This window comes from Hymenobacter sublimis (assembly GCF_023101345.1).
Classification (GTDB): Bacteria; Bacteroidota; Bacteroidia; order Cytophagales; family Hymenobacteraceae; genus Hymenobacter; species Hymenobacter sublimis.
The window spans coordinates 2,851,118-2,877,622 of the sequence record NZ_CP095848.1; the positions used below are offsets into that span (position 1 = coordinate 2,851,118).

A 26,505-nucleotide genomic window follows, 5' to 3' on the forward strand; every position below is an offset into this window, starting at 1 on the left:
ATCGCCGCGCTACTACTTCGCCTTTCCTTCGTCAGCTTTATAACCGAAAGACATACTCTGAACCCTCTCTACCAACCAATCACCCCATGAAAAATTTCTTCCCTACCCTGGTGGCAGCCGTGCTGCTGGCTACTGCCGGGCAAGTGCAGGCCCAGTCGGCGCAACCCGCCCGAGCGGTGCAGGCCGAGGCCGAGCGCTACGAGTTCTGTGAGCTGATGCGCACGGGCTTTGTCAACATTGGTAAGCCTGAAAAGGAAAAGAGCGGCGACATTTACGTGGATTTCGGCTACGGCTACGAAAAGCTGGGCGGCTCGGAGCAGGTAGTGCGTGAGGCCGGCAAGATTCAGGTATTTGCCACCACCATCAGCGCTCTTAATTACATGGGTAGCCGGGGCTGGGAAATTGTGCAGATTCTGGAGCAGCCCATCAACTACACCAAAGGGGAGCCCAGCGAATACGTGCGCCGCTACGTGCTGCGCCGGCCCTTATCGGCCAAAGGCGTAGCCGGCGCACGGTAAAACCATAAACAGCACGCAGCAAAAGCAGCCCGTCACTCAGAGGTTTTCGCCTCCGGATGACGGGCTGCTTTTACTATCCTCTTTATACTACATACTTCTGTTTACTGCCCTTATTTTTCAGGCTTTAGCCCGTGCTGGGAGAACAGCCGCTCATGGCCCCGCGCTACCTTAATTAAGTCGCCGAGAAACAGCTTGACGCGCCCGAAGAAAATGATGCCGCTCATCTCATCCTCGGGTTGTTTGCCGGCCGCCCACACCTGGCGGTAGCCCACACCGGCACCCACGCCAATCCAGCGGAATATGCGGTAGTGGGCCCCCACGGACGGTTCTAGCAGGAACAGCACCTGGCTCTTGGTGCGTCGTACACCGCCGTCGGGGAAGTAGTATTTGGTATAGTAGCTGCCGGCCCCGAGCTGCAACGGCGTGCTCAGTTCCCAGCGGGGGTTGCCGATAAACACGTATTCGCCGTAGCCGGCCAGGTAGCGAAACCGGACCTCGTCGCGGGTGCCGGGCGGGGTGCCTTCCGGTTGGGCAATGCGGGTAGGTACCCCACCCGAGAGGCGGTACACACCCACGCCCGCTCGCCAGCGGCCGCGCCATTCAACGCCGCCTTTTACGCCATTGATACCCACTATCTTCCCATTCAGGATGGAGAAGCGCTGATCTAACTGAAAAACGATGCGGCGGTGGGCCTGACGCACAAAAGAACTATCGTCGGCGGGGGGCGCACTGGCAACCGCAGCGGCCGGCGCGGCCGTTAGCAGCACACCAGCCAGAGGTAGTAAACGGGATAAACAAACAGCTTCCACAACGCAAAAATACGCCTTCTGGTAGGCTTAGTTGTATGCCGGTGCTTCAGCTCACCCGGCTACCGCCTACGGTTCACCCGCCGTGGCAGCTGCTTCGACCGGTTTAGCGGCGGTGGGGCCACGCTTTTCGTGCAAGTTTACGGCGTCATCAGCTCATTCTTGCCATGCATCTTACGCCCGCTTTCCTGTTTTCCGTGGCCAACCCACTTGCCCTGCTGGGCTGGGCCCTGCTGGTGCTGGCCCCGCGCTGGCGCCTCACGCAAGCCGTTGTGCTGAGCGGCGCCCTACCCCTACTGCTGGCCGGCGCCTATGCTCTGCTGATTGGTAGTCACTACCTGAGTCCGCAGGCGGGCCAGGGCGGCTTCAGCTCTCTAACCGAGGTAGCAGCTTTGTTCCAAGACCCGTGGGCACTGCTGGCCGGCTGGCTTCACTACCTCTGCTTCGATTTGAGCCTGGGCATCTGGGAAAGCCTGGATGCCCGGCGGCGCGGCGTGCCACACTGGCTGCTGGTGCCGTGCCTGCTCCTTACTTTCCTGTTTGGCCCGGTGGGGCTGCTGCTTTACTCCTTGGTGCGGCGCTTCTACGGCCGCCACGTTTCGGATTCGGTTTCTGGTGCTACCCGCTAACTCCTGTACCTATGTCTGCCACCCTACCTCTGAAAACAGCTTCAACCTCAACTTCTCAGCCCGCCAACGGCTTCTCCTCACCGGTGGCCTTCGTGGCCGATTGGCTGCGCGTATTGCACCGCGTTAATCCGGTGCTGTCCTGGGCGGGCTGGGGGCACGTGGCTCTGCTGGTGCTGGCACTGGCACTGCTTCCCCTCGACCAGCGCGTGGTTACTGGCCACTTGGTGTGGATAAAGCCGGCCAAGTTTGCCCTATCGGGGCTGCTCTACCTCTGGACTCTGGCTTGGCTGCTGGCCGATTTGCCGGCTGCGGCGCAAAAGTCAGTGCGACGCATTAGCTGGGGGGTAGGCCTGAGCATGGTGGTTGAAATGGTATGCATTGTAACGCAGGCGGCCCGCGGCACTACCTCCCACTACAACATTGATAGTGGCTTCGATATGCTGGTTTTTAACCTGATGGGGGTCTTCATCATGCTGAACACCATCCTCACTATGTGGGCCGTGTACTTGGTGTGGCGGCACCGCCCGCATGGTCCGGCGGGCTACGTGTGGGGCGTGCGGCTGGGATTGCTGCTGTTCCTGCTCGGGAGCCTGCTAGGCGGCATGATGATTCACTTAAACCAGCACACGGTAGGCGCCCCCGATGGTGGCCCCGGCCTACCTGGCCTCGGCTGGAGCACCCGCGCCGGCGACCTGCGCATTGCTCACTTCCTGGGCCTGCACTCCCTGCAAGTGGTGCCGCTGCTGGGCTGGGCTGGCAGCAAGTGGCGCCCCCGGCAGGCCGTGGTCCTAACCTGGCTGGGCGCCGCGCTGTACGCCGGGGCCGTGGGCTGGCTGTTCGTGCAGGCGCTGCACGGCACTCCGCTGCTTAAAATACATTTCTAAAGTGCCCCCAACGTAACGGCACACTCTTCTCAACGGTAGCTAAATGCTCGCTTGTAGGCGCTGGGAGTACAATAAATGAACGTCATGCCTGATCTAGCGTCCGCTTGTCGAAGTGTGACGCAAGTTTGGCAACGTCAGCACGCGAGATGTCTCGACAAGCTCAACACGACGTTCTAGTAAAGCAGTGGAGATGCTTCGCAGGGCTCAGCATGACGTGCTTTTTGGTTATTGCCTACGGAACCTAAGTTCGGCTGGCCTACCCAATGGGGCCTGAGCTACACTTGCCTCACTTCCTACTTTCGCCCCTTTTGGGGCTTGCTAAAGGAATACGGCGCGGCTTCCGGGGTAGTGCCCCGGGTGGTGGCGGGCGTGGGGGCCATGTCGAAATTGAGGGTAGCGCCTTGCATCAGGGCCTGGTGGCTGAGCCAGTTGTAATTATGGTCCTGGCCATTAACCTGCAGGCCGCGGATGTAGCGGTTATCGGCGCTGTTGTTAGGCGCGCTGAGCACTACCTGCTTACCGTTTTCCAGCTGCAGCGTTACCTTTTTAAAGAGCGGCGCGCCCAGCACGTATTGGTCGGTGCCGGGGCAGACGGGGTAGAAACCCAGGGCCGAAAACACGTACCAGGCGGAGGTCTGGCCGTTGTCCTCGTCGCCGCAGTAGCCGTCGGGGGTGGGCTGGTAAAGGCGGTTGAGCACCTCGCGCGCCCAGTACTGCGCTTTCCAGGGCTGTCCGGCGTAGTTGTAGAGGTAGACCATGTGCTGAATGGGCTGGTTGCCGTGGGCGTAGTTGCCCATGTTGGCAATCTGCATTTCCCGAATCTCGTGAATCACCTCCCCATAGTATGACTCATCAAACACCGGCGCCAAAGTAAATACCGTGTCCAGGGTTGCCACGAAGGGCTTGCGGCCGCCCATCAGATCCATCAGGCCCTGCACGTCATGAAACACCGACCAGGTGTAGTGCCAGCTGTTGCCCTCCGTGAAAGCATCGCCCCATTTAAAGGGGTTGAAGGGCGTCTGAAACTTGCCGTTCTGGTTTTTGCCACGCATTAAGCCGGTTTCTTTATCGAATAAGTTGCGGTAGTTCTGGCTGCGCTGGGCGTAGAGGTTGATTTCCTTTTGGGGGCGGCCCAGGGCTTTGGCCAGCTGGTATATCGTGAAGTCGTCGTAGGCGTATTCCAAGGTGCGGGCCGCGTTTTCGTTGATTTTCACATCGTAGGGCACGTAGCCTAGCTTATTATAATAGTCCACGCCAGCCCGGCCCACCGCCGTCAGCGGGCCGGCGTTGTTGGCCCCGTGCACCAGGGCCTCATACAGCTTGTTGATGTCGTAGCCGCGCCCGCCTTTCAGGTAGGCATCCGCTACCACCGAGGCTGAGTTATTGCCAATCATTACGTTGCGGTAGCCGGGGCTGCCCCACTCTGGCAGCCAGCCACCTTCCAGGTAGGCATTCACCAGCCCTTCCTGCACCTGGGCATTCACGCTCGGGTACATCAGGTTCAGAAAGGGAAACAGGGCCCGGAACGTGTCCCAGAAGCCCGTATCGGTGTAGAGGTAGCCGGGTAGCACCTGCCCGTTGTAGGGACTGTAATGCACGGGCTTGCCGGCGGCATCTAGCTCGTAAAACTTGCGCGGGAACAGCAGGGAGCGGTACAGGCACGAGTAAAACGTGCGCAACTGGTCATCGGTGCCGCCCTCCACCTGTATGCGGCCGAGCTGCTGATTCCAGGCCTGCCGGGCTTTTTGCTTCACGGCCTCGAAATCATCGGCTCCAATTTCGCGCAGGTTGATTTCTGCCTGCTCGGGGCTGATAAAGGACGAGGCCACGCGCACGTTCACCTGCTCGCCCTTGCGCGTCCGGAAGCCTACTACGGCGCCCGTGTGGTTGGCCTGCGCTTCCAGGCTGTTCACATTCAACTGCTTATCCTGATAGATGGCTGTGCTGGTGAAGGGATGGTCGAACTCCAGCACAAAGTAATTCTTGAAGTTCGCCGGGACGCCCTTGCTGTTGCGGGTAGTGTACCCGATAATCTTGTTCTGCTGGGGTAGCAGCTTCACGTACGAGCCTTTGTCCAGGGCGTCCAGTACCACATAGGCGCTGTCGGTGCGTGGGAAGGTGAAGCGGAAGCGGGCCGCGCGTTCCGTGGGGGCAATTTCCGTGGTTACGTCGTGGTCGGCCAGGTACACGCGGTAGTAGTAGGGCGTGGCGGTTTCGGCCTTGTGGGTAAACCAGCTGGCCCGGGCATCCTCCTCGAAACGCCGCTTCCCGGTGATGGGCATGAGGGCAAACTGCCCGTAGTCGTTCATCCAGGGTGAGGGCTGGTGGGTCTGCTTGAACCCCCTGATTTTGTCGGCGCTGTACTGGTAAGCCCAGCCGCTGCCCATTTTGCCGGTTTGCGGCATCCAGAAGTTCATGCCCCAGGGCAGGGCAATGGCCGGGTAGGTGTTGCCGTTGGACAGCTCGGGCTTGGAGTCAGTACCCATCAGCGGATTCACCCACTGCACCACATCGGCAGGTCCCGCGGGCTCCTGTGCCCGCACCGCGCCGGGGGCCAGCAGCCCAGCAGCGAATACTATCCAACGATAAGCCAGGCGGGCAGCGGAGAAGTTAACCATAGAAGGCAAGGCGCAAGGGTAGAGGTAGCTCGCGGCCAATCTACGCCAACTCCGGCAACTTTGGTAGCAGGAAAGCAGGTAGCCTTCTCCCCTGATATTGTTCTATTTCAACTGTTTGAATTTCCGCCGGATAACTTCCTGCACGGGTACGTTTTCAATCTTGCTTTCCAGCCAAGAAATGATGTCGAGGTAGAGAAAGGGCCGGCGCTCGTAGGGGTTTTCGGCAATGCGGATGAGGTGGTTTTTGAGCTTCACAAAAGCGTCTTTCAGCTGGAAAGGGGCTACGTCGCCGAGGGTACGCAGGAACTGGAAGATGGCCTCCTGCATCTGCTGCTGGTCGTTCATTTTACCCAGGAAGCGGTACACCGAGCGAATCTGGTAGTCCAGGGCCTCGTCGCGGCCGGCCTCGTAGTGGGCAATCAGGTTGAGGATGCGGGCAAAGCACTGAATGTCTTCGCGCAGGCTGGCTTCCTTGAAATAAATGACCTTGTTAAGGTACTCAATGGCTTTGTCGGGCTGCCCGCTGCCGAAGTAGAGGCTGGCAATTTTGTAGTAGAATACCAAGCGTCGGTGCGAGTCGAGCTGCAGGCGGAAATAGTCCAGCTTTTCCAGCAGTTCCGGAATTATGGTAAGGCCTTCCGTGAACTGTCCGCGCATGAAATACCCATTGAGCCGGTTGGTGTAGATGTACAGAAACAGCAGCATGTCAATGTTGGGGCTGGTGCGCCGATCGGGGTCGGCGGCGTAGGCTTCCAACTGGGCTAGCACCTGCTCGAACTTGCTATAGTACAGCAGGTTGTGCGCCGTAATCAGCAGATTGTGTAGGCCTTTGATGTAGAGCATGGCCTGCTGTTCGCGCATCAGTGGGTTCTCTTCGAACAGGTCTACCCACTTCTGGGCGTAGCGAAAACACAGGCGGAAATTCTGGGTGATGGTGTAGTACCAGACGTGGGCCTGATAGTAGTACAGCTGCTCAAAGAAACCGGCCTGCCGGGGGTCCAGCATGGGTAGCCCCGCCCGGAAATAAGCCGTGATGTTGTCGTGGTCCTGCTGGTTGCGGGTGTGCCCGATTTTGAGGTAGCGCCCATACATGCGCAAAGCCAGGTTCGACAGCTCATGCTCGCGCGCCACGTGCCGCACCGTGTCCGTGGCCTCATCCGACAGCTCCCGGGCCCGGCCGCGCAGGCTGCGGGTAATGTACTGGCCTTCAATCAGCTTCTCAAAATCTAGCACCAGCAGCACTATGTGCTTCATTTCGGCCTGCTGGGCGGTGGCCTTCACCTTTTCCAGCATGCGCAGGCTCTGCTGGTACAAGCCGCGGTTGTAGAGCACGCGGGCATAATCGAGCTGCTCGTGGAGCTGAATATCGAGGTGGTGGCCGGCGTGGTACATGCGCAAACTGGCCAGCAACTGCCGGTACAGGTTGGCTTTGAGGTTGGCTATTTGTACTTTTTTGATGGCCGGCACCTGGGTCAGTATCCGCTCCTCATCGTAGCGCAGCTGCCCTTCCAGGGCGTCGAACAGCTGCAGAAACTTTAGCCCATCAGTGGAGCCCTGGCGGTTGGCAAACAGGCGGAAGTGCCGCTTTTCGGTGCGGGTCAGGGTTTTGATAAGCTGAAAAACCGGGTCGGTACTTTCGTTAGGCATTGTGGTTGTTCTACAGTCAAATTCTTGATTGTAACTTACTTAATTACACAAATAGCAACTGGTAGAGGTAAGAAGGTTCGGTTACTGGAAGTTGTAAGTAGTTAGTACCAAGACTGCCATGCCGAGCGCAACGCAGCAGCTCGGCAGCTGACGTTGTGCTACTAACCAGACCGTGCGAACGAGCTACTAACCTCTGAATGAAGCCGTTATATGATGTGAAAGCCCTGACTGCCTACGCGAGGTAGTGCTTAGCATGAGGTCGTAAAGATGAGAGGCTCCAGCACTTTTCCACCTTCTAACCCGTAAACCTGCTGCAATTCTTGCCGCCTCCAAACGACAGGCTGAAGCAGTGTAGATAAGAGATTTTACGTTAGTCGTTAGCCAAGCAAGTTCCCTCTACGGCTAAGCGAATATGCTTTCAGGCATTTGGTCATCGTATTTCGATAAGACATTTCATTATGATTATCAATTAGTTACACTTCAAAATACACCCATTAGAAATAGTAAGCCTACCGGCAATTCGTTTTTCCTGACACGCCGAGGCCATGTACTTGCGGGCAGCATTTTTCGCTGACTGAACCCGCACGACATGGCCACGCAAAAAATCCACATCTTCGACACGACCCTGCGCGACGGGGAACAGGTGCCGGGCTGCAAGCTGAACCGGGACGAGAAACTGCTGATTGCCCGCCAGCTCGAGCTACTCGGCGTGGATGTGATTGAGGCCGGTTTTCCGGTGTCGAGTCCCGGCGACTTTGCAGCGGTGGCGGCCATTGCGGCCCAAACGCGCTACGCTACCGTGTGTGGCCTCTCACGGGCCGTGGAAAACGACATCGTCACGGCCGCCGAGGCCTTGAAATCAGCCAAGTACCCGCGCATTCACACGGGCATCGGCACGTCGGAGTCGCACATTCGGTTCAAGCTTTGCACTACCCCCGAGAAAGTGCTGGAACGAGCCGTAGCGGCCGTGAAACTGGCCAAGTCCTTTGTGGAGGACGTGGAGTTTTACGCCGAGGACGCCGGTCGCACCGACAACGAATTTCTAGCCCGCGTCTGCGAGGCTGCCATCCGGGCCGGCGCTACCGTGCTCAACATTCCCGATACCACCGGCTACTGCCTGCCGAGTGAGTACGGCGCCAAAATCAAGTACCTGGCCGACAACGTGCGCGGCATTGAGCACGTGCGCTTGTCTACCCATTGTCATAATGATTTGGGCATGGCCACGGCTAACTCCATTGCGGGCGTGCTGGGCGGCGCCCGGCAGGTAGAGTGCACCATTAACGGGGTAGGCGAGCGGGCCGGCAACACGGCCCTGGAAGAAGCTGTGATGGTCCTGCGCCAGCATCCCTACCTCAATTTCGAGACGGGCATCAACACCAAGCTACTCGCCGAAACCTCGGCTATGGTGTCCCACCTCATGTCCATGCCGGTGCAGCCGAACAAGGCCATTGTGGGCGCCAACGCGTTTTCGCACTCCAGCGGCATCCACCAGGACGGCGTCATCAAGCACCGCGAAACCTACGAAATCATCGACCCGCGCGAAGTAGGTATGCCCGATTCGGCCATTGTGCTGACGGCCCGCTCCGGCCGCGCCGCCCTAGCCTACCGCCTCCAGAAAATCGGCTACGACTTCGACCGCACCGCCCTCAACAAGGCCTACGCCTCCTTCCTCGTCCTCGCCGACCGCCAAAAGGAAGTGGTAGACGAGGACTTGCACGTGATGGTAGAGCAGGAGCAACTGGTTGCCGTTGGGTAAACACGTCTCTGTCATCCTGAGCAGAGCGCAGGACCTCGCTTGCTAACGCCAAAACGGTTGTAGAGACGCGACACTCCGCGTCTCGGCGTCAGAACGAATGGTAGTAGAACGACTAGCCTCAGCTGTCCTTCCGACGCAGGAGGAATCTGGGGTAAACTCCTAACGATTTCACCCAGATTCTTCCTGCGTCGGAAGGACAACCTAAACAACATCAGCAATGATAGAGACGCAAAGTGTCGCGTCTCTATATCGTTCTGTTAAGAAGCCCCACCCCTCTCCCATGTCATCCAAAACCTTATTCGATAAAATCTGGGATGCGCATGTGGTGCGCGAAGTAGCCGGTGGCCTCACCGTGTTTTACATCGACCGCCACTTGATTCACGAAGTCACGAGCCCGCAGGCGTTTGAGGAACTGACGACCCGCGGCCTGACCCTGCGCCGCCCGGAGCAGATTGTAGCCACCGCCGACCACAACGTACCCACGCGCCACCAAAACCAACCGATTCAGGACCCGCTTTCCCGCTCCCAGGTAGATAAGCTCACGGAGAACTGCGCCAAGTTTGGGGTAGAACTGTACGGTCTGGGCCACCAGTACCAGGGCATTGTGCACGTAATCGGGCCGGAGCTGGGCATCACGCAACCGGGCCTAACCATGGTGTGCGGCGACAGCCATACTTCTACCCACGGCGCGTTTGGCACTATTGCCTTTGGCATTGGCACCAGTCAGGTGACGCAGGTAATGGCCTCGCAGTGCCTGCTGCTCGACAAGCCCAAGCGCATGCGCATCACCCTGGACGGCGACCTGCAGCCCGGTGTAACGGCCAAGGACTTGATTCTGTATGTGATATCCCAACTCGGCACCGGCGGGGCGACGGGCTACTTCGTGGAGTACGCCGGCAGCGCCATTCGGGGCCTGAGCATGGAAGGCCGCATGACGGTCTGCAACATGAGCATTGAGATGGGGGCCCGCGGCGGCCTCATCGCCCCCGACGCTACCACATTCCGCTACCTGCAAGGCCGCCGCTTCGCGCCTCGGGGCGAGAACTGGAACCGGGCCGTGGAGTACTGGCAGACGCTGTTTTCCGACGAAGATGCCGTGTTCGACGCCGAGTTGCAGTTCGACGCCGCAGCCACTCAGCCCATGATAACCTACGGCACCAACCCTGGCATGGGCATTCCACTCTCGGCCAACATTCCGGTGCTCAACGGGGGTAGCGAGGCCACCAGTTTCGATAAGTCGTTGCGCTACATGGGCTTCCAGCCGGGCGAGTCGCTGCTGGGCAAAGAAATCAACTACGTGTTCATTGGCAGCTGCACCAACTCGCGCATTGAGGATTTGCGCACGGTAGCGGCCTACGTGCGGGGCAAGCAGAAGGCCGCTCACGTGGAGGCCATCATCGTGCCCGGCTCTAAGCAGGTAGAGCAGCAAGCCATTGCCGAGGGCCTCGACAAGGTCCTGGCCGACGCGGGCTTCGAGCTGCGCGAGCCCGGCTGCAGCGCCTGCCTGGCCATGAACGACGACAAGATTCCGGCCGGCGCCTACTGCGTGTCCACCTCCAACCGCAACTTCGAAGGTCGCCAGGGACCCGGCGCCCGCACCTTGCTGGCCAGCCCCCTGGTAGCCGCCATTACCGCCGTGGAAGGCCGCTTGGTGGACATCACGCAGTATGTGAACTAGGTAACCCCACCCCAACCCCTCCCCGATGGGGAGGGGCTTAGATTACTTAGGCAACGTCCTGTATAAAAGTCGTTGTAATGCTAACCTAAGTCCCTCCCCACCGGGGAGGGGTTGGGGTGGGGTCCACAACACGAATTCCTACCCCCACTCACCCCATGGAAAAATTCCAAACATTGCGCTCCGGCGTGGTGCCACTGCCGATAGAAAATATAGACACGGACCAGATTATTCCGGCGCGCTTTCTGAAGGCGACAACTCGCGAAGGATTTGGTCAGAACCTCTTTGCCGACTGGCGCTACACGGCTGATGGGCAGCCCAAGGCGGATTTCGTGCTGAATGACGCCCGCTACCGGGGCCACCAGATACTGCTGGCGGGCAAGAACTTCGGGTGCGGCTCCAGCCGGGAGCACGCCGCCTGGGCCCTGTATGATGCCGGTTTCCGGGTGGTTATCAGCAGCTACTTCGCCGATATTTTCCGGGGCAACGCCCTGAACACCGGCCTGCTGCCGCTGCAGGTTTCCGATGAAGTGTTGCAGAAGTTATTCGAGGTAGTAGCACAGGACGCGCGGGCCATGCTGACAGTGGATTTGCGGGCCCAGACGCTTACGGTGCCGGGTTGGGCCGCGGCCATTCACTTCGAGCTGGACCCTTACAAAAAAGAGTGCCTGCTCAACGGGTACGACGACATCGATTTTCTCATTAGCCAGGAGGCCGCCATTACGGCCTACGAACAACAGCGAGCATGGATATTTTAAGCAAACGAATTGTGGTATTGCCCGGCGACGGGATTGGGCCGGAAGTGTGCAACGAGGCCGTACGCGTACTGCGGGCCGTGTCCAGTCGTTTCGGGCACGAGTTTACTTTCGACTACCAGCTGATGGGCGCTTGCGCCATTGATGCCACCGGCTCGCCCCTGCCCGCGGCTACCCTAGAGGCCTGCCGCCAAGCCGATGCCGTGTTGCTCGGCGCCATCGGGGACCCCAAGTACGATAATGACCCCACGGCTAAGGTGCGCCCCGAGCAAGGGCTACTGAGGTTGCGCAAGTCGCTAGGGCTGTACGCCAACATCCGCCCCATCACGGCCTACGACCAGCTGCTGGAGCATTCCCCGTTGAAAGCCGAGCGGATTCAGGGCACCGACATTCTGATTTTCCGGGAGCTGACCGGCGGCATTTACTTCGGGGAGAAAGGCCGCTCCGAGGACCGCACCAGCGCCTACGACCACTGCACCTACTCTCGGGAGGAAATTCTGCGCATTGCGCACCGGGCCTTCCAAGCCGCCGAAACGCGCCGCCATCAGCTCACGCTGGTAGATAAGGCCAACGTGCTGGAAACCTCCCGCCTCTGGCGCGAAACCGTGCAGAGCATTGCCCCCAAGTATCCCAGCGTAGCCCTCGACTACCTGTTCGTGGACAACGCCGCCATGCAAATCATCCTCAACCCGCGCCAGTTCGACGTCATCCTGACCGAGAACATGTTCGGCGACATCATTTCCGATGAGGCCTCGGTGATTGCCGGCTCCCTGGGTTTGCTGCCGTCGGCTTCGGTGGGAGATGGAGCGGCCCTGTTCGAGCCCATCCACGGCTCCTACCCCCAGGCCAAGGGCAAGGGCATTGCCAACCCCATTGCCACCATCCTCTCGGCCGCCCTGCTGCTCGACCACTTCGACTTACCAGAAGAAGCCGACTGCGTGCGCGACGCCGTGCAGCACGCCCTCGACCAAGGGGTAGTAACGCCGGAACTGAACCCTACCACGCTCTACAGCACCGAGCAGGTGGGTAATTTCATTGCCTACAGCGTGCTCGACATTGCTGATTGCGAGGTGCACCGCAACAACATCAAGCTCGGCATGAGCACTATTATTTAAGAGCAACCCAGGGGTGGGGTGCAAGAAGCCCAGGGGTCAGGCAGCAATGCTTGGCACCTGGGCTTTCTTATGGTAGTGGCATAGGTGTAGTAGCATTCCTTTTGACCTGGCCTTTTCTTCCGTTTCGCCCCGTTGCGGCAGCGCTTCGCCCGGATTGTGCTGGCAGTAAAGACGCGCTTTTCGGATGTTTGACCTAGTTATACCGCTTGTCCACGCCTCCTTTCCCATTCCCCATGACCCGCCCCCGCTTCCGTCCCTTTGCCGCGTTACTCGCCGGCTTGCTGCTGCTCACTAGCCTAGGCCAGTTGTGGGCGCAAACGAAATCAGCCTCCCTCACCGCCGGCACTACTACCCTGCTCACCTCCGATTCGGTGCGACTGGTTGTGCAGGTGGCGGGGCGGGGCACGCCGTGCGTGTTTGTGCACGGTGGCCCTGGGGCGGGCAGCTATTCGTTTGAAAAGCTGGGCGGCAACCGGCTCGAAGACCCACTGCGCATGATCTACTTCGACCAGCGCGGCAGTGGACGCTCGGCCAGCTCCCGGCGCCAGGACTACTCCCTGGCCCGCATGGTGCAGGACTTGGAAGAGTTGCGCCAGCACTTGGGCCTGGAGAAGTGGGTAGTCATGGCGCACTCGTTCGGGGGCACCATTGCCACGGCCTACGCCACCCGATACCCCAAGCGGGTGCAGGCGCTGGTACTGGTGAATAGTGTGCTAAACCCGCCGGCCTCCTTGGAAAGCATGCTGCAGTACGGCACCTCCTTGCTACCTCCCGCTCAGCAACCCAACCCCAACCTGCCCCTGATGCAGCGCTTTGGCATGGTGATGGGCGCCTTACAGCAGAAGAAACTGGCCTGGCAGCTCCAGTACTCCGCCGATTCTTTGGCGGCCCGGGCCAGCCGCGTGAGCCGGGCCGTACCTGCCAACCAGGACTTTGCTACCCAGGTGTTCAGCGGCCGCCTACCCGACTACGGCCAGGACTACGTGCCTGCCACCGCTCAACTGACCATGCCTACGCTGGTTATTGCGGGGCAAGATGACCAAACTACCGGCGCCACGCCTCAGTCGTTCCGGTTTCCGCGGCAGCAAGTAGTGGTGCTGCCGGGCAAGCACTATTCGTTTCTGGAGCAGCCCACGCGGTTTCGGCAAGCGGTGGTTAGCTTCGTGCAGCAGCTGCCCCGCAAGTAATACCTCATGCCCCTACCTACCGCCGAGCGTCCCAACCCTATCCGCATCAACGACCGATGGTTTCTGCTGATCGGCATTCCGGTGCTGGCGCTGCTGGTCCTGCTGCCCCGCGGCGTATTGCACATCCGCTCGGGGCCCATATTCTTGCTCAACTGGGTTATTTCGATTGGCTTTACGTGCTCGTTTTGGCTGACGGGGCGGGCCCTCTGGATCGGGTTGTTTCGCCGGTTTCCGCGGGTAGAGCAAACGACCCGGCGCCTGTGGCTGCTGGCCAGCATCAACACCCTGATTACGGCCGCCGTAACGCTGGTCCTCGGCAGTATTGCCGGCCTGCTGCAAGGTGGGCACCTCACCTGGTCCACGTTTTGGTTTGAGTTTGGGCTGAACATGGTGCCCACCATCGTCATTCAGCTTATTTACGAAAGTTGGAATTTCTTTCGGCAGTGGGCCGAGAACGTGCGCCGGGCCGAGCAACTGCAGAGCGCCGGGGTGCAGAGCCAGCTCGAGGCCCTGCAAAGTCAGCTCGATCCGCACTTCCTGTTCAATTCCCTCAACACCCTCTCGGCCCTCATTGAGCCCGACAACGAGCCGGCTCAGCAGTTCGTGGAGCAGCTCTCCGACGTGTACCGCTACGTGCTGCTGGCCCGCGAGCGGACTACCGTGCCCCTGAGCGAGGAGCTGGCCTTCGTGGAAACCTACCTGGCCCTGCACAAGGCCCGCTTCCGCGACAACCTGCGGGTAGTGCAGCAGATTCCGGCCGCTGCCTTGCCGCTGCACGTAGCCCCGCTCAGCATTCAGTTGCTGGTCGAAAACGCCCTGAAGCACAACGTGGCCTCGCGGGAGCACCCCTTGGAGCTGCGCCTCAGGGCCGAGGTGGCTACCGGTTACTTCGTGGTCGAAAATACTCTGCGCCCCCGCACCGCCGGACTAGCGGCGGGTACTGGCACCGGCCTGCGCAACGTGCGCCACCGCTACGAGCTGCTGCGGGCCCCGCAGCCGGTGGAAATCAGCGCCGCGGAGGGCTGGTTTCGGGTGCGGCTGCCGCTGCTGCCGGCAGCGTAGATTATCCTTTCCTTCTCCTCTTCATGAAACCACTGTTTGTCTTACTGATCGTGTTTGGCTTGCTCGTAGCCGGCACGTATTTCTTCCGGGGCGAAGCTGATTATCGGCTGGCCGGCAACGGGGCTATGGCGGCTATGCTCCTTTTCACTGGGGCCGCTCACTTTGCCTTCACCCAGGGCATGATGCAGATGCTGCCGGCCTTTCTGCCCGCGAAAAAGGCGTGGGTGTACGCCACCGGTGTACTGGAGCTGGCGGCGGCCGTGGGCCTGCTCTTTCCCTCGCTGCGAGGTATAACGGCTGGTTGCCTACTGATTTTTTTCCTGCTGATTTTGCCGGTGAACATCCTGGCGGCTCGCCGAAACCTCAACTACCAAACGGGCACCCTGGATGGCTCCGGCCCGCGCTACCTCTGGTTTCGGGTGCCCCTGCAGCTGTTCTTTATGGCCTGGACGTGGTACTTTGGCCTGCATCTGGCTGCTGAAACGGCCTTCTAACCAGACGTACTACCCCCGCTTTCATCACCAAGCTCCGAGCGAGGATTACCACCTCCCGAGAGCTTGCTCACGCATCATAACGCCTATGAACAAGCCCCTGGTTATCCTGGGAAGTGCCCGCTCCGATGGCGACACCCGCCGCCTGGTTTCCCAGGTGCTGACTAATGTTCCTCACCAACTAATTGATTTGCAGCAGTGGCCGGTGGCGCCGTATAACTACCCGCAGGAGTACCCCGCCCAGGACACGTTTCTTGCGCTGGCGGACCTGCTGCTGCACCATCCCGTCGTTGTGTTTGCCACACCGGTGTATTGGTACAGCATGAGCGGCAGCATGAAGGACTTCTTTGACCGCCTGACTGAGCTGACCGAGCCTCCGCACAAGCAGCTGGGCCGGGGGCTGCGTGGCAAGCACGTATTCCTGCTCGCCGTGGGCTCCGACCAGGAGCTGCCCGAAGGGTTCGAGGTGCCATTTCGCCGCACCGCCGAGTACTTCAACATGACGTTTGAAGCGACACTTTACCAGTCGCTGAAGCAGCCGTTCCCGTCCGAAGCAGCCCGCCTGTTTGCCCAGAGCATCAGCCGCCTCTGCCAGTAATTACCCACGAACTCACCATCTCACCATTTCGCTGGTATGATTGTTCTGCTGCTCGAAGATGAGTACCCTGCCGCCGAGCGGCTCCAACGCCTGCTTCAGCAAGCCGCCCCTGATGCCCAGGTAGCGGCCGTGCTCGACAGCGTGACTGACGCCGTGCAGTGGCTCAGCAGCAACCCGGCCCCGGACCTTATCCTCTCCGATATCCAGCTGGCCGACGGCCTGAGCCTGGAAATCTTCGACCAGCTGCTGGTACGTAGCCCGGTTATTTTTACCACCGCCTACGATGCCTACGCCATCCGGGCCTTCAAGGCCAACAGTGTGGACTACCTGCTGAAACCCGTGAAACTGGCCGAGTTGCAGGCGGCCTTCACGAAGTTGCGGGAGTGGCGCGCCGCGCCGGCCGCCCCAGCGTCTGGGGCGGCCACTGATTCTGCTCACCGCCTGGAGCGCCTGCTCGACACCCTACCCCGCCCCGACCGCCAGTACAAAACCCGCTTCCTGGTGCGCAGCGGCGAGCAGCTCCTGCCCCTGCCCGTGGCGCAAGTAGCCTGGTTCCAGAGCCGCCACGAAACCACTACCCTCGCCACCACCGACAACCGCCGCTTCGTGGTCGACTACACCCTGGAGCAGCTCGAAAGTCTACTCGACCCGCGCCAGTTTTTCCGCCTCAACCGCCAGTTCATTGCCCAGTTGCCCGCCGTGCAGCGTCTGCACCCGCACTTCAACGGCAAACTGCTACTAGACCTGCACCCCGCCCCCAGTGAGGAAGTACTAATAAGCCGGGAGAAGGCCGCAGCCGTGAAAAGCTGGCTGGAAGGGTAAGCGGTGAGATAGTGAAATGGTGAGTTGGTGAGTTGGTGATGGAGTGAAGTGTTGTCATGGCGAGGACGCAGGACGACGCCATCCTTCCTGATCAACGTGCTACCCCTTATAATGTGACCAAGCCCTTGACGCTACCATACGTTAAGGGCTTGTCACTTTTCTAAGCTTGTCACATGGAGAAGAAGGATGGCTTCGTCGTGCCTCCTCGCCATGACAGCACGGCAACTCACTCACTCACTCACTCACTCACCAACTCACCGAATCACCATTTCACCACCTCACCGATCCAGCCAGGCCTTGAAGGCGGCTACTTTTTCGCGGCTGACCAGGACGGTGTCGTTGTCGGGGGCGGTGGGCTTAAGGATGGTTTGCAGGCGGGAGTTGGTGTAGTGGATGATGTCGTGGATGGCCTCGGCGTGGGCCAGGTAGGCGCGGTTGAGGCGGAAGAACTCGGTGGGGTCGAGCATGCCTTCGAGTTGCTCCAGGGTGTAGTCGACCACAAACTTGCGGCCCTCGCGGGTGTGGAGCAGGGTTACTTTTTCCAGGCTGGCGAAGTAGGCAATCTGCTCCACCGGAATGGCCTTAAGGTGCTCACCTACCCGCACTACAAACCTGGACTTATACTCCCGGGCCGGCTGGGCCTGGCGTAGTACCTGGGCCAGCAGGTTGGCGTCGAAGGTGGGGGTAGCGGCCTGGCGTTGGCGCTCCAGCTTCTGCAGAGCTGCCGTAAGTTCCTCGGGGTCAATAGGCTTGAGCAGGTAGTCGACGCTGTTCACTTTGAAGGCGCGCAGGGCGTACTTGTCGTAGGCGGTGGTGAAGATGACCGGGCTCTGGATTTCCAGGCGCTCAAACAGCTCGAAACTCAATCCATCGGCCAGGTGAATATCCAGGAACAGCACATCGGGCGCGGGACGCACAGCGTGCAGCAGGGCCTCCGCCTCGGCCACCGATTCGGCCGTACCCACTACCTCAACTGGCCGCGGCTGCTTGCGCAGCAGCTCCGTGAGGCGGCGGGCAGCCAGGGGTTCGTCTTCAATGATGAGGGCGCGAAGGGGTTGAGTAGCAGTTAAGGGCATAGAGACAGAGGCTAGCTGGAAGGATAGGAAGGGCAGAAAGAGTAGGAAGAGGAAAGGCGAAGAAATTGACCACCGCTCGTCATCCTGAACGCAGTGAAGGACCTAATCCCGTCTGAGCAAGCCGTTTCAACCTTACTCGTTCTGCCGCTCGTCATTCTGGCGTGATAAGATCCTTCGCGGGGCTCAGGATGACGAGCGGTGGGTGAGGGTGACGTTTGGTGACGAGCAGGCGAGTGAGGATGGCGTTTGGTGTGGACAGATAGTGTGCGGGCCGAATGCCGAAAGTGGATGGTTTTACAGCTTTCAACACCGCAACTTACCGCAGCTCCAGCACGGGCAGTACTACCCCAAACTCCGTGGCCGACTCCTGCACTTGCACGGGTTGGCTGGTGAGAAAGGCGTAGCGGGCGCGCAGGTTTTTCAGGCCCAGCCCCGTCGATTCGCCGTCCGGGAGGCGGCGGGGGCGGCGGGTATTGCTGACGGTGAGCGTGCGGGCCTGCGCATCCAGGGCAATGCGAATCTGCAGCGGGTCGCGCTGGGAGGTGGCGTTGTGCTTGAGGGCGTTTTCGAGCAGCAGCTGCACGGCCAGTGGGGGCACCAGCAGGGTTTCCAGCGCCGCGGCGGGCACGGTCATTTCCACCTGCACGCCCTCGCCCAGGCGGGTGCGCTGCAGAAACAGGTAGGCCTCCACGAAGCGCATCTCGTCGGAGAGCGGCACCACTTCCTGGTCCTGGCTATCGAGCACGTAGCGGTACACCTGGCTGAGCTGGCGGATAAAGCGCGTGGCCCGGGCCGGGTCGTTTTCCTCGACCAGGGAAGTCAGCGCGTTCAGGGAGTTGAACAGGAAGTGCGGATCAAGCTGGCGGCGCAGGCTGTCGGCCTGGGCCTGGGCGTTTTCCTTCTGCAGGCGCTCGGCCTGGGTGGTGGCATCGCGCCAGCTCAGCAGAAACGAGCGGCTGTGCATAAACAACGACACGACCACCGTAATCAGCAAGGGCATTACGAAGGGGCGCCACGTAATGGAGCGCCAGGACTGGTGGTGATGGAGCACGTTGAAGCCCGTAGTGACGATGAAAATCACAATCAGGGACAAGACCAACGACATGGCCAGCGTAATCAGGAAGCGCTTGATGGGCTGAATCGTCCAGTCGACGCGACGGTTGAGCCACTCGCTGGGAAACCCATTGGCCAGCCACAGGCCCGTGGTATAGCAAAAGTTATAGCCGAAGGTGACCAGAAATTCCTCGCTCCACACGGCACAGCCCCGGCAAAAAACGAAGCTCAGCCCCACCGATAACGTCAGCATCAGCCCCAGCATGAACGCCCATTTGCGGTGGGGGTAGTGCCGCCCCAGGTCGACCAGGGAGTTTCTTCGCGCCTGCAGCGCCTCCTCAGTAGCTAGGGCCGGGCGATTCGATGGAAAGGCGGATTCAAGCATAACAACAACTCCTGATGAGCGAATAAAGCAAGCGAAAAGATACCACACCCCACTACCAGCAGCCTACCCATGTGGCCAATTCACCTTGACTGATGGGCCGACACAAATGCGCCGGCCCGATGGCGCTGCTGTTGCGGTGTAGCGGAGAAGTGCCACTTTAGTTGGCGGAGGCCGTTTCGTAGCTTTTCAGCCGGCCTTTTACCTGCCGCTCGCCCCAGTTGGGAGCCAGCACCGAGCTGGGCTTGAAGGTAGCGAACCGTGCGTGAGCTTCCTGGAAGATGGGCTTGGCTACCTCGGCCCCTCCCCCGAACATGGAAGGCGTGTAGTACAAGTTGTTGGCCTGCACCAGATACACGCGCGGGTTGGCGGGGTTGACTTTTTTGGCCGCCGCGAGGGTTTCCGTCACTAGCTTGGAGTACTGCATGGAGCGCAGCATGGGCGAAATACTCAGCCGGGCCTGGTAGATGTAGGCCTGCAGCACTAGCAGCTCCGAGGCCTCGCCGCCCAGCTTGCGGGCCTGGCCCAAGGCCGCTTCTGCCTGATTTAGGTATTGGTCGCGCTGGTCGTCATCTTCCTTGCTGACGAAGGCGGTAATGGTGCGGGCATAGGCCTGGTAATAACGGGGCAGCCAATCCTGGGGGGCCACGGTGGCGGCGCGCTCCAACTTGGCATCGGCTTGCTTGAGTTTGGCCGGGTCGCCGGTGCTCATGAGTTCCTGAATGGTAGCAGCCAGCAGGGCGGTGTAGGAGTCGGGGGCGGCGGTAGCGGCGGTAGCGGCGGGCGTGGCAGGGGCGGACTTCTGGGCTACGGCGGCAAAAGAAGCGGCTACCAGGGCGAGGGTGAGCAAGGACTTTTTCATGGGGAGGAAAGGTTTGTGGTGGTTGATGATTCAAAGGTGAGCCGAGGCGAACAAGAAAGAAATTCGCCGTTACCGAAGTGTCGGATAAGCCGGATGAAGCGTCGGCCCTCATGGGTTGCCTCCCCCCCGGCCCCCTGTTCCGCGGAGAGGGGGCCGGGGGGGAGGCCCTACTCCGGCCGCTCGTTCAAATCCAAGGTGTTGTGCTTGTTGATGGAAATGAACAGGGCCACGAACAGCATGCGCGGGGCCGTGGGCGTAAGGGCCACCCGGTTGAATGTGCCGTCGGCGGCGGGCTGGGTGGCGTAACGGTAGCCAAACACATTCGGGCGGCCCAGCACGTTGGTGGCGGCCAGGTGCAGGATGGTATATTGCCCGAACAGGCGGGTGATGTAGCTGGCATTCAGGCTTACGTCCTGGTAGCTAGGCAGCTGGCCCTGGTTGTAGCCGTGCTCGGGGTCGTTCAGGTCGTGGTAGCGGCGGGGGCTGCCGTAGCTGTACGTGGCCCCGAACAACGTGCGCAAGGGCTGGGCCCAGTACTTGCCAACCACCGACAGGCTGTGGCGGGCCGCAAAGGTGGGCACCGCCGCCACGGGGTCGTGGCGGTACTGGCGCTTGGTATCCAGAAAGCCGTAGCTGAGGTAGTACTCCAGGTTGTTGATGGTTTTCCGGTCGCGCCACAGCACGTCCAGGCCGCGGGCGTAGCCGGAGCCGCCATTGTGGTAGGCCTGGGGGTTGCGGGGGTTCTGGCCATCGTAGCGGGTGAGGTGGCGGTAGGTTTTGTAGTAGGCCTCGGCTTGCAGCAACTGTCGGTCGCGGGTGTACTGGTAGGTGAGCACTGAGTGCGTGGCCTGCTCGAAGCGCAGGCGGGGCTGCACCAGCAGCAGGGCGTTATCCGGGCTCTGGTAAAAGCGCCCGTAGGCCCCAGACAGGGAGCTATTCTCGGTGGTTTGGTAGGCCAGGGCCAGGCGCGGGGCGGCGTTCCAGCGGCCCAGTAGAACCGAATACTCTGTCCGCCCACCCAGGCGACCGGCCAGCCGGTCTGAGAGCTGAAAGTCGGATTCCACGAAGCCCGCCGCTCTTTTCTCCAGGAAAGAAAGCGTGTAAATAGTTGCCACGGCGGCGTTGGGCTGCACTACCTGGCTGACTTTCTGGGCTAGCACTTCAGCGCCCACTTTCACGTTCCAGCGCGTCGCGGCCGAGTCGTTAATGAGCACTAGCCGGCCTACCACGGCCTGCTCTTGGGTAGCAATGCGCACGGTATCGGGAGCTAGGTGCTGGTTGTCGTGGCTGAAACCCAGGCCGGTTTGCAGGCTCCAGCCCCGGCGCAGAGGACTGCGGAAGGTGGTGTTGAGGTAGCCGTTGCCATTGCGCAGCCCTACCGTTTGGTGGCCAGCCGGCTCGGGGCTGGGCTGCCCGATGTGGAATTGCTGCTGGCTCCAGCGGCCGTACACTTTCAACATGCCCGCCGGCCCGGTTTGGTGCCGCAGCCCCAGGGAGGTAGTCAGCCCCCGCGGCGACTGAAACCACGTCACGTTTTGGGGCAACAGGCGCTGGTAGGGCGTCAAGTTGGTGTACTCAACGGAGGCGTTTATTGACGTCCGCTCCCAGCGCTTCACCTGCGAGGCACCCACGAACAGGGAGCTGACGGACAGGCCCGTCTGGGTTTCCGGGGCCAGGTCGGTGGAGTTTAGCAGCAGCACTCCGGACAAGGCCTGCCCGTACTGCGCCGAGTAGCCGCCGGTGCTGAACACGGTGCCTTTAAACAAGCTGGGCGAAAACCGGCCGCGCGCGGGCACGGCGGCCACCGTGGCGTTGTAGGGGTTTTGCACCAGCAGCCCATCCAGATACACCTTAGTTTCCGAAGCGGCCCCGCCCCGCACGAACAGCATGCCGTCTTCGCCTACCCGGGTGGTGCCGGGCAAGGTATTGAACGCGGCCGCCACATCGGCCAAAGCCCCGGCCGTGGTTTGAATGTCGCGGGTGTTGAGGGCGGCACTACGGTGCTCGTCGCTGGCCTCAAACGCCCCGGCCGTAATAATGACCGAACCCAGGGCGTGGGGCGTGCTTTTCAGGACAAGATCAAGCCGTACCGCTTGGCCGCTAAGCGTAATCGGCCGCTCCACCGTCACGAAGCCCAGCAAGCTGGCTTGCAGCACGTAGGAGCCGGCGGCCGGAGTTTCAAACCGGAAGCGGCCTAAGGAGTCAGTAGTGGCACCGTCGAAGGTCGTTTTCAGGAACACGTTAGCGCCCGGCAGCGGCTGGCCGGCGGTGTCATGCACGGTGCCGCTCAGGGTGGTAGTGGGTTGGGCCAGCAGGCGCAGGGCCGAGGCCAGCAGCAGGAAGGCCAGGAGTAGCAAACGTTTCATGGGGGTAGCAGCGAGGTAGTAGGCCAAAAGTGGCCTGCTGCCGCCGCGCCTGAAACTCGCTGTTACCGAAGCGTCGGATAAGCCGGATGAAGTGTTGTTGCCGGCCCTGCTGACACCGACTATTTCTGCTGCATACGCGGCTTCCGCGACCTAACCGCCGTAAACAGACCAAATTTGCAACTTCCGGCCCTTGCCCCCACAGCTTCTGTCCCCTGACCTACTTCTAATGAAAGCTTTTCTCTTCGACCTCAACGGCACCATGATTCACGACATGGACTACCACACCAGCGCCTGGCAGCACATCCTGAACACGGAGCTGGGCGGCAATTTCAGTTGGGAGCAGGTGAAGCCGCAGATGTACGGCAAAAACCAGGAGGTGCTGGTGCGCTTGTTTGGGCCCGAGCGGTTTACGGCGGCGGAAATGGACGAGCTGGCCGTGCGCAAGGAGCAGCGCTACCAGCAGGAGTTTCGGCCCCATCTGGCGCTGCTGCCGGGTCTGCTGGAATTCCTGCAGCAGGCCCACGCCCGCGGCGTACGGCTGGCCATCGGCTCGGCCGCTATTCCCTTCAACATTGATTTCGTGCTCGATGGCCTCAACATTCGCCGCTACTTCTCGGCCATCGTCAGCGCCGACGACGTGACGCTGAGCAAACCCCACCCCGAAACCTTCCTCAAAGCCGCCCAGCTGCTCGGCGTAGCTCCCACCGACTGCCTCGTGTTCGAGGACGTGCCCAAAGGCGCCGAGGCGGCCCAACATGCCGGCATGTCAACCGTCATCCTCACCACCACCCACGAGCCCGCCGAGTTTGCCCACCTGCCCAACGTGCTCCACTTCGCCCCCGATTTCCACGACCCATTCATGCAAAGGTTGCTGTAGTTGCAGGCCGGTTGGCAGGTAGCATTAGGGTGCAAGCAGTAGCCGTTTGGCAACGGATGCATAGCGAAAATACCGTCAGGCAGAGGCAAAGTATAAACATCTGTTTGACAGGTAATTGCAGCACCTTCTACGCACTCTAAGCTGTGTGTACAGTAGAAAATTTTGAGTCAAAAAAGACCGTCATGCAGCGCGCAGCGAAGCATCTCGCATGGCGTCGTTGCAGTCATTGCAGTCGTCAGCACGCGAGATGCTTCGCTGCGCGCTGCATGACGGTCTTCTGATTTACCATCAACCCACTCTAGCTCAGCCGAAAGGGCGTTGCCAACACCTCGGACAAAACCCTGGCGCTGGTAGGGCGGTTGCAACAGCTACTCCCGTTTCTTGCTTACCCGTAGCCTAGCTCTTGCTTATGACCCCGACGACCGGCCGCCGTATTTTTCAGGTAATTGATGGCAACAAGAAATTCGTCGGCGACGGCTTCGACGTGACCAGCCCCATGCCAGGGCCCCGCATCCGGCAGCTCAGCCCCTTCCTGCTCATCGACCACACCGGGCCCATGCCAGTAGCTCCCACCGAGTCGCCCCTGGGTACCCCGCCCCACCCCCACCGCGGCTTTGAAACCGTGACGGTGGTGTACGAGGGCCACCTGGCCCACCGCGACACGGCCGGCCACAGCGGCACCCTCGGCCCCGGCGACGTGCAGTGGATGACGGCCGGCGCGGGCCTGCTGCACGAGGAGCGCCACGAGCCGGAGTTTGCCCGCCGCGGCGGCACCCTGGAGCTGCTGCAGCTCTGGGTGAACGTGCCCGCCCGCGACAAAATGGCCCCACCCCGCTACCAAAACATCCGCGCCGAAGCCATTCCGGAAGTGGCTACCGCTGATGGGCGCGGCCGCATTCGGGTAGTATCGGGCACGTATGAGGGGGTAGCCGGACCGGCCGCAACCTTCTCCCCCATCACCCTGCTCGACGTGCACCTGCCCACCGGCGCCGCCATTACCCTTACGCTGCCGGCCGACTACAACATGGGCATTTACGTGGTGAAAGGCGCTATTACGATGCACGGCAACCGCCCGGCCGTCACGAAACAGCTTGTGGTGTTCGGCTGGGATTCTACGGACGTACACCTCACCGCCACCGGGGATACCGTGCTGGTAGTGCTGGCCGGCGAGCCTATCGAGGAGCCACTGGCTACCTACGGGCCCTTCGTGATGAACACCAACCGGGAGCTGGTGCAGGCCATTGCCGACTTCGAGAGCGGCGGCATGGGTCAGTTCCCGGAGGACGAGTAGCTTTCGTATGCGGTGCGGGGAATGGACACGGCCCAGATTGCAACCCACTACTAGCCAAAACCCCTACGTTTCCGCAAGGTCAAGCATAACATAACCCGCAGCCGGGGAGTAAGAAAACCTGCCTGATGGCAAGGCCTTTTAATCCGGAAGCTTATGTGGATGCGCGTGCGAATTGTGGTGTGGTGGAGCTTAGGAGCACTTTTCATTTCTTCGGCCGCGGCCCAAACCACTACCGGCCCGCTGGGCGAGCAGTTTACCCGGCGCGTGCTTGCGGAAAAGCTCAGCGACCCGTGGGAAGTCACTTACGGGCCCGACAATTTCCTCTGGCTGACGGAAGCCCGCGGCTACCGCGTCAGCCGCCTCAACCCCGCCACGGGTGCCCGCCAGGTGGTGTTGGACCTGAGCAAAAACCGCGAATTCCCGCGCTACGACAAGATTCCGGACTCCCTGGATGGGGGCAAGCCCTGGCCCCAGGGCGGCCTGATGGGCCTGGCCCTGCACCCGCAGCTGCTCACCAGCAAGCCCTACGTGTACCTGAGCTACATTTACCGCTATGCGGGGGCCGACCAACCGGGCAACGGCAGCGCCCCCAACTACGGCGGCCACTTCTTCACGGCCCGGCTCGTGCGCTACGAGTACGACGCTCGGGCGCAAACCCTGAGTCGGCCCCTCGTCCTCTGCGACACCATTCCGGCCAGCAACGACCACAACGCCGGGCGCCTGCTTATAGCCCCCGTAGCGGGCCGCGACTACCTGTTTTATTCCGTAGGTGATTTGGGCGCGGGGCAGTTTGAGAACGGTGGGCGGCCCAACCATGCCCAGAGCCCCACTTCCTACGAGGGCAAAGTGTTGCGCTTCCACATTGAGCCCGACGTCGACCACGCCCCCTCCGACCAGTGGATTCCGAATGACAACCCCTTCAATACCAACCGGCAAAGCGCCGTCTGGAGCCTGGGCCACCGCAACGCTCAGGGGCTGGCCTACGCCGTGGTGGGCGGCACGGGGCGGCTGTACGCCTCGGAGCACGGAGCATTTTCGGATGATGAAGTTAACCTAATTGAGCGGGGCAAGAATTACGGGCATCCGCTGGTACTGGGCTTTGCCGATGGCAACTACAACGGGCTGGCCGCCGCAGCCTCTCACCACGCCAGTTTGCCCGGGCGCTGGCACACTACCTACCCCACCATCAGCAGCGAAAAGGCCAATGCCGCTCTTATTGGGCCTTCTTACCGCAACCCTATTGCCTCGCTTTATCCGCTCAGCAACCAGTTCCTGACCACGGTGCTGGAGCGCACCCGCGCCCACTCGCCCGATGAGCCAACCTGGAATTCAGAAGCACCCAGCAGTCTGGCCGTGTACACTGGCACGGCTATTCCGGGCTGGCACAATTCCTTGCTGATTCCGGCGCTGAAAAAGGGTAAGCTGATTCGGCTGCTGCTCCACGACCAGGGCACGAGCGTAGCGTCCGACACGCTGATGTACTTCCGCGGCCCGGTCCGTTACCGCGACCTGGCCCTCTCCCCCGATGGCACCACGCTCTACCTCGCCACCGACAGTGCAACCGTTACTTCCGGCCCCTCCGAGGAAGCGCCCAAAGGCACGGCTTGCCAGGGCTGCATCATTGAGCTGCGATACGCGGGCGGGGGGCTGGCCACTACCCCGCCGCTAGCCGGCAAGCGGACAGTCAGCCCGGAAAAGGCATTGCAGGAAGTAACCGCCCTGGTGCAGCGGCTGAAACCCAAAGACCAGCGGGTGAAGCGCGCGGGCCTACCCGCCGCCCAGCAGCCTGTCTTCGACTTGCTGCTTAAACCTACCCTCACCGCCCAGGAGAAAACCGAGGCCGAGCGCAATGCCCCGGCCCTGCTCACGGCCCTGCGTCAGCAGTAGGCGCGGCTAGCTCTTTCATCTTATAGCTCCCCGGCCAGGGCTGGTAGCTGGGGCCGGGCGCTACCTAGTGGCGCATCGTCATGGGTAGCGGCACGAACCGCTTAGCCATACCCCAGCGACGAACCACGCTCTTTTCGTAACCCACACA

At 60.9% G+C, this 26,505-nt stretch carries 22 protein-coding genes; 15 read left to right on the top strand and 7 right to left on the bottom strand.

Going from position 1 to position 26,505, the window contains the following annotated elements:
• The first annotated feature begins 86 nt into the window (after positions 1–86).
• The gene (locus tag MWH26_RS11885; RefSeq protein WP_247974462.1) at positions 87–518 is read left to right on the top strand and encodes a hypothetical protein; all 432 of its coding nucleotides are present in this window, start codon (positions 87–89) and stop codon (positions 516–518) included.
• Between the two features lie 110 nt (positions 519–628).
• Here the strand turns inward: MWH26_RS11885 and MWH26_RS11890 are convergent, their stop codons facing one another.
• A complete protein-coding gene (locus MWH26_RS11890; RefSeq protein WP_247974463.1) occupies positions 629–1,285 on the bottom strand; it encodes a hypothetical protein in 657 nt (218 codons plus the stop codon).
• A gap of 206 nt (positions 1,286–1,491) precedes the next feature.
• Between MWH26_RS11890 and MWH26_RS11895 the strand changes: the two genes are divergently transcribed.
• Positions 1,492–1,953 carry an ABA4-like family protein gene (locus MWH26_RS11895; protein ID WP_244696834.1) on the top strand — a complete coding sequence of 154 codons (462 nt, stop codon included), beginning with the start codon at positions 1,492–1,494 and terminating at the stop codon, positions 1,951–1,953.
• Between the two features lie 11 nt (positions 1,954–1,964).
• A complete protein-coding gene (locus MWH26_RS11900; protein ID WP_247974464.1) occupies positions 1,965–2,837 on the top strand; it encodes a hypothetical protein in 873 nt (290 codons plus the stop codon).
• Positions 2,838–3,130: 293 nt separating this feature from the next.
• Here MWH26_RS11900 and MWH26_RS11905 read toward each other — a convergent pair whose 3' ends face one another.
• A complete protein-coding gene (locus MWH26_RS11905) occupies positions 3,131–5,455 on the bottom strand; it encodes a GH92 family glycosyl hydrolase (protein WP_247977090.1) in 2,325 nt (774 codons plus the stop codon).
• A 102-nt stretch (positions 5,456–5,557) separates the two neighbouring features.
• On the bottom strand, positions 5,558–7,102 hold the full coding sequence (locus MWH26_RS11910) for a hypothetical protein (protein WP_247974465.1): 1,545 nt from the start codon (positions 7,100–7,102) through the stop codon (positions 5,558–5,560).
• Between the two features lie 589 nt (positions 7,103–7,691).
• On the opposite strand from MWH26_RS11910, the gene MWH26_RS11915 reads away from it, so the two are divergent.
• The 9 genes from MWH26_RS11915 (at position 7,692) to MWH26_RS11955 (ending at position 16,563) form a co-directional block, all read left to right on the top strand.
• Positions 7,692–8,858, top strand: a complete 1,167-nt coding sequence (locus MWH26_RS11915; RefSeq protein ID WP_247974466.1) for a 2-isopropylmalate synthase — start codon at positions 7,692–7,694, stop codon at positions 8,856–8,858.
• A gap of 280 nt (positions 8,859–9,138) precedes the next feature.
• Positions 9,139–10,536, top strand: coding sequence for a 3-isopropylmalate dehydratase large subunit (leuC, locus tag MWH26_RS11920; protein WP_247974467.1), 1,398 nt, complete (start codon positions 9,139–9,141; stop codon positions 10,534–10,536).
• Between the two features lie 155 nt (positions 10,537–10,691).
• Positions 10,692–11,291 (top strand): 3-isopropylmalate dehydratase small subunit, encoded by a 600-nt coding sequence (gene leuD, locus MWH26_RS11925; RefSeq protein ID WP_247974468.1) that lies wholly within the window; start codon positions 10,692–10,694, stop codon positions 11,289–11,291.
• Complete coding sequence (gene leuB, locus MWH26_RS11930; protein ID WP_247974469.1) at positions 11,279–12,403, top strand: 3-isopropylmalate dehydrogenase; 1,125 nt, start codon at positions 11,279–11,281, stop codon at positions 12,401–12,403. Before leuD ends, leuB begins: the two co-directional genes overlap by 13 nt.
• Positions 12,404–12,636: 233 nt before the next feature.
• Positions 12,637–13,590 (top strand): alpha/beta fold hydrolase, encoded by a 954-nt coding sequence (locus tag MWH26_RS11935; protein ID WP_247974470.1) that lies wholly within the window; start codon positions 12,637–12,639, stop codon positions 13,588–13,590.
• Positions 13,591–13,596: 6 nt separating this feature from the next.
• Positions 13,597–14,652 (top strand): sensor histidine kinase, encoded by a 1,056-nt coding sequence (locus tag MWH26_RS11940; protein ID WP_247974471.1) that lies wholly within the window; start codon positions 13,597–13,599, stop codon positions 14,650–14,652.
• 23 nt (positions 14,653–14,675) lie between these two features.
• Positions 14,676–15,146: a DoxX family protein gene (locus MWH26_RS11945; RefSeq protein WP_247974472.1), complete on the top strand. Its 471-nt coding sequence runs from the start codon at positions 14,676–14,678 to the stop codon at positions 15,144–15,146.
• 85 nt (positions 15,147–15,231) lie between these two features.
• Positions 15,232–15,741, top strand: a complete 510-nt coding sequence (locus MWH26_RS11950; protein ID WP_247974473.1) for a flavodoxin family protein — start codon at positions 15,232–15,234, stop codon at positions 15,739–15,741.
• Positions 15,742–15,777: 36 nt separating this feature from the next.
• A complete protein-coding gene (locus MWH26_RS11955; RefSeq protein ID WP_247974474.1) occupies positions 15,778–16,563 on the top strand; it encodes a LytR/AlgR family response regulator transcription factor in 786 nt (261 codons plus the stop codon).
• Between the two features lie 278 nt (positions 16,564–16,841).
• Here the strand turns inward: MWH26_RS11955 and MWH26_RS11960 are convergent, their stop codons facing one another.
• The 4 genes from MWH26_RS11960 to MWH26_RS11975 form a co-directional block, all read right to left on the bottom strand.
• On the bottom strand, positions 16,842–17,639 hold the full coding sequence (locus tag MWH26_RS11960) for a LytR/AlgR family response regulator transcription factor (protein ID WP_247974475.1): 798 nt from the start codon (positions 17,637–17,639) through the stop codon (positions 16,842–16,844).
• 316 nt (positions 17,640–17,955) lie between these two features.
• Positions 17,956–19,077, bottom strand: a complete 1,122-nt coding sequence (locus MWH26_RS11965; protein ID WP_247974476.1) for a sensor histidine kinase — start codon at positions 19,075–19,077, stop codon at positions 17,956–17,958.
• Positions 19,078–19,234: 157 nt separating this feature from the next.
• Positions 19,235–19,936, bottom strand: coding sequence for a hypothetical protein (locus tag MWH26_RS11970; protein WP_247974477.1), 702 nt, complete (start codon positions 19,934–19,936; stop codon positions 19,235–19,237).
• Positions 19,937–20,103: 167 nt separating this feature from the next.
• A complete protein-coding gene (locus MWH26_RS11975) occupies positions 20,104–22,302 on the bottom strand; it encodes a TonB-dependent receptor (RefSeq protein ID WP_247974478.1) in 2,199 nt (732 codons plus the stop codon).
• A 226-nt stretch (positions 22,303–22,528) separates the two neighbouring features.
• On the opposite strand from MWH26_RS11975, the gene MWH26_RS11980 reads away from it, so the two are divergent.
• The 3 genes from MWH26_RS11980 to MWH26_RS11990 all read left to right on the top strand — a co-directional run bounded on the left by MWH26_RS11980 (position 22,529) and on the right by MWH26_RS11990 (position 26,357).
• Positions 22,529–23,179, top strand: a complete 651-nt coding sequence (locus tag MWH26_RS11980) for an HAD family hydrolase (protein WP_247974479.1) — start codon at positions 22,529–22,531, stop codon at positions 23,177–23,179.
• Between the two features lie 409 nt (positions 23,180–23,588).
• Positions 23,589–24,470 (top strand): pirin family protein, encoded by an 882-nt coding sequence (locus MWH26_RS11985; protein ID WP_247974480.1) that lies wholly within the window; start codon positions 23,589–23,591, stop codon positions 24,468–24,470.
• Between the two features lie 153 nt (positions 24,471–24,623).
• Positions 24,624–26,357 (top strand): PQQ-dependent sugar dehydrogenase, encoded by a 1,734-nt coding sequence (locus MWH26_RS11990; protein WP_247974481.1) that lies wholly within the window; start codon positions 24,624–24,626, stop codon positions 26,355–26,357.
• Positions 26,358–26,505: the final 148 nt, after the last annotated feature.

Excerpts from the sequence above, each read along its gene's own strand:
- leuC (WP_247974467.1), top strand. The coding sequence starts at position 9,139 with ATGTCATCCAAAACCTTATTCGATAAAATCTGGGATGCGCATGTGGTG.
- MWH26_RS11985 (WP_247974480.1), top strand. The coding sequence starts at position 23,589 with ATGACCCCGACGACCGGCCGCCGTATTTTTCAGGTAATTGATGGCAAC.
- leuD (WP_247974468.1), top strand. The coding sequence starts at position 10,692 with ATGGAAAAATTCCAAACATTGCGCTCCGGCGTGGTGCCACTGCCGATA.
- MWH26_RS11965 (WP_247974476.1), bottom strand. The coding sequence starts at position 19,077 with ATGCTTGAATCCGCCTTTCCATCGAATCGCCCGGCCCTAGCTACTGAG.
- MWH26_RS11990 (WP_247974481.1), top strand. The coding sequence starts at position 24,624 with ATGTGGATGCGCGTGCGAATTGTGGTGTGGTGGAGCTTAGGAGCACTT.
- MWH26_RS11980 (WP_247974479.1), top strand. The coding sequence starts at position 22,529 with ATGAAAGCTTTTCTCTTCGACCTCAACGGCACCATGATTCACGACATG.
- MWH26_RS11960 (WP_247974475.1), bottom strand. The coding sequence starts at position 17,639 with ATGCCCTTAACTGCTACTCAACCCCTTCGCGCCCTCATCATTGAAGAC.
- leuB (WP_247974469.1), top strand. The coding sequence starts at position 11,279 with ATGGATATTTTAAGCAAACGAATTGTGGTATTGCCCGGCGACGGGATT.
- MWH26_RS11905 (WP_247977090.1), bottom strand. The coding sequence starts at position 5,455 with ATGGTTAACTTCTCCGCTGCCCGCCTGGCTTATCGTTGGATAGTATTC.
- MWH26_RS11940 (WP_247974471.1), top strand. The coding sequence starts at position 13,597 with ATGCCCCTACCTACCGCCGAGCGTCCCAACCCTATCCGCATCAACGAC.
- MWH26_RS11935 (WP_247974470.1), top strand. The coding sequence starts at position 12,637 with ATGACCCGCCCCCGCTTCCGTCCCTTTGCCGCGTTACTCGCCGGCTTG.
- MWH26_RS11900 (WP_247974464.1), top strand. The coding sequence starts at position 1,965 with ATGTCTGCCACCCTACCTCTGAAAACAGCTTCAACCTCAACTTCTCAG.
- MWH26_RS11955 (WP_247974474.1), top strand. The coding sequence starts at position 15,778 with ATGATTGTTCTGCTGCTCGAAGATGAGTACCCTGCCGCCGAGCGGCTC.
- MWH26_RS11950 (WP_247974473.1), top strand. The coding sequence starts at position 15,232 with ATGAACAAGCCCCTGGTTATCCTGGGAAGTGCCCGCTCCGATGGCGAC.
- MWH26_RS11970 (WP_247974477.1), bottom strand. The coding sequence starts at position 19,936 with ATGAAAAAGTCCTTGCTCACCCTCGCCCTGGTAGCCGCTTCTTTTGCC.
- MWH26_RS11915 (WP_247974466.1), top strand. The coding sequence starts at position 7,692 with ATGGCCACGCAAAAAATCCACATCTTCGACACGACCCTGCGCGACGGG.
- MWH26_RS11885 (WP_247974462.1), top strand. The coding sequence starts at position 87 with ATGAAAAATTTCTTCCCTACCCTGGTGGCAGCCGTGCTGCTGGCTACT.
- MWH26_RS11910 (WP_247974465.1), bottom strand. The coding sequence starts at position 7,102 with ATGCCTAACGAAAGTACCGACCCGGTTTTTCAGCTTATCAAAACCCTG.
- MWH26_RS11895 (WP_244696834.1), top strand. The coding sequence starts at position 1,492 with ATGCATCTTACGCCCGCTTTCCTGTTTTCCGTGGCCAACCCACTTGCC.
- MWH26_RS11945 (WP_247974472.1), top strand. The coding sequence starts at position 14,676 with ATGAAACCACTGTTTGTCTTACTGATCGTGTTTGGCTTGCTCGTAGCC.
- MWH26_RS11975 (WP_247974478.1), bottom strand. The coding sequence starts at position 22,302 with ATGAAACGTTTGCTACTCCTGGCCTTCCTGCTGCTGGCCTCGGCCCTG.